The sequence below is a fragment of the Novipirellula sp. genome (assembly GCF_041583735.1).
Classification (GTDB): domain Bacteria; phylum Planctomycetota; class Planctomycetia; order Pirellulales; family Pirellulaceae; genus Novipirellula.
Genome location: NZ_JBFHFD010000958.1, coordinates 1 through 2,246 on the forward strand (window position 1 = coordinate 1; position 2,246 = coordinate 2,246).

Annotated in this window: 2 protein-coding genes; one reads left to right on the forward strand and one right to left on the reverse strand. The window is 57.2% G+C overall.

All coding sequences use genetic code 11. The features are described from left to right. Positions 1-268: heavy-metal-associated domain-containing protein (locus ABX962_RS35010; protein WP_372726287.1), on the forward strand; the 268-nt coding region annotated here is incomplete at its 5' end. Positions 269-607: 339 nt separating this feature from the next. Here ABX962_RS35010 and ABX962_RS35015 read toward each other — a convergent pair. Continuing rightward, positions 608-2,246 (reverse strand): alkyl hydroperoxide reductase (locus tag ABX962_RS35015; protein ID WP_372726288.1); only part of this gene is annotated, 1,639 nt, incomplete at its 5' end.

Genomic DNA, 2,246 nt, shown 5'->3' on the forward strand with positions numbered 1-2,246 from the left:
AGCAGCGGATCCAGCGAAGTCGCAAATCGTGATGACGGTGGGCGAAATGTGCGGCGGCTGCGTCAAGAAGATCAGCAAACGCTTTGAAGGTGTCAAAGGCGTTGCCAAGGTGCAGTGCAGCATCGAAAAGAAATCCGTCACCGTGATCCCCGATCAAGGCGTGCGGCTGAGTCCGAAGGGCGTTTGGGAACTGATGGAAAGTATCGGCAAAACCCCGACCAAGATGGTGACGCCAAACGGAACGTTTACGTCAAAGCCCAAGAGCTAGATGCTTGACGTCGTCCGGCTCTCCTATTCAATCGGCAACGGGGGCGGAGTGAATCCCATTCGCCCCGTTTGCCGATCCGAGTGACCCGCTGTCTTACAAGTTTGCGATGCCAAGACACCTAAGGACCAAAGGCCCGGCCATTTACCAGCCGTCGTCAGTAGATCCGAGTAAACGTCCGGACCGTTGGCCCTACAATTCATTGGTTTTCTTGGTCCCAGCCCGTTGGGCTGGGCTAGGTAAACGTCCGGGGCTTTGCCCCTAAATACAAACGCGCAACATCAAAAAGCGTCAGCGAGGGACCTTCAAGCCGTTCGCATCTTGCCAACAGAGGTTCCTCGCTTACGGCGCCGATTCGACCTCTTGTCTTGTTAAGACGCGGTCGCCGTTGGCATCCAAATCATCGAACACTCCGTACAGTTTCTTGGGAGTATCGCTGCGGGCGAGCTTGCCATCGCCGTCGCTGTCGAGTTGCTCGAATTTCTGCAGACGAGCCGCATTGCGAATCAATGCTTGTGCGCGTTCTCGTAGCGTCATCGCGGGTTTCTTCACTCCCTCGCGTGCTTGCTCGCTGAGCGGCACGGCATAGTGATAGTAGCCGATCATCATTTCGTCCCACGTCTGATCGCCCCAGCGAACCGTCGCCGTCGGATCAGGATTGTTCAAATTGTCTTCGCTGTTGTCATACGTCGCGTTACAAACGATCCGGCTTCCCTCGGGGACCGCCAGCGGATCCTCTAACACGTAGGTGGTTTGCCAATTGAAATCGTAGTGCGGAATATCCAGCAGCGTCGATCGTTTGCCCGCCGCCGTTTCCAGCTCGTAACGAAACGATTTGCCACGCACATGCATGTGCGGACTCATGCTCAACAGCGTCGCCTCGGCGGGAAACCGTGGACTGGCTCCAGAGGTTTCGTAGTTCGCTTCGCCTGGCGGGATTTTTAGACGCGGCTGTACTGCACTGGTCGTCACGATCTCGTGAGTGACCGATTCAGGATCGGCAAAACAGATCCCCAGCGAACTTTGGTCCTGCTGCTCGGTTCCGACCGGAGTGTAGTGCACTTGGAAAATCAGTTCGCTGCCCGCGGGAATCCGCTTGGCATGCCCCTTGGGTGCCAATTCCAATCGGGCGCCGGGAACATAGCCGACCAAAAAACCACGTGCCGCGTCCAAGCCGCCGCGAGTTCCCTTGGGTGCCGCGAAGGCCAAGATGTGATGAACCACTTCGCGATTGCCCGGTTTCAACTCGGCTGCTTCGATCCACATGTCTTCGTCCAACTTGGGATCAACGCGATAGTACTGATAACGCACCTCGCCGGTCGCAGGAATCGTCACGCTCTCGGTACTGACGGGCACCACCAAATCGGGTTCACGCGGCAGTTGCCATCCGGGAATTTTTTCGGGCAGCGGCGGCAAATCGCTGGCGTCACCTTTGGGCGATCCTGCATCAACCCAGGCATACAAGATTTCTTTTTCTTCGTCGCTCATCATGCGGTCGTTGGCGAACGGCAAGTGATCACCGCTGGCGTGCCACGGTGGCATCCGGCCTTCGCGAACCACCTCGGCCATCATGTCGGACCAACCCGCGACCTCGTCGTAATCGGTCAACGAAAACGGTGCGATCTCGCCATCACGGTGACACTCGACACACCGCTTACGTAGAATCTCGGCGACTTGGCCGCCGTAGATCACGTCACTGTGCTCGACCACTTTTTTGGTGCGGCCGATGATGCATCCGACCGTGTCGGTTTGCGGCAGTGAAACCTCACGTCCCGACGTCAATTCATCCAGTGCGATCCGTAGATCGTGACGACGCGGTTCGTCGCGGATGTAACCGATCCCATATTGGTCATCGATTCGGCCGCGATAACGAAGTTCGCGATCGGCGTCGTAGACAAATACCTCCGGCGTTCGCTCGGCAGCGACTTGATCGGCAAACCGATTGCCAGCGTCTTTGAGCAGCGGGAACTCGATCGATTGG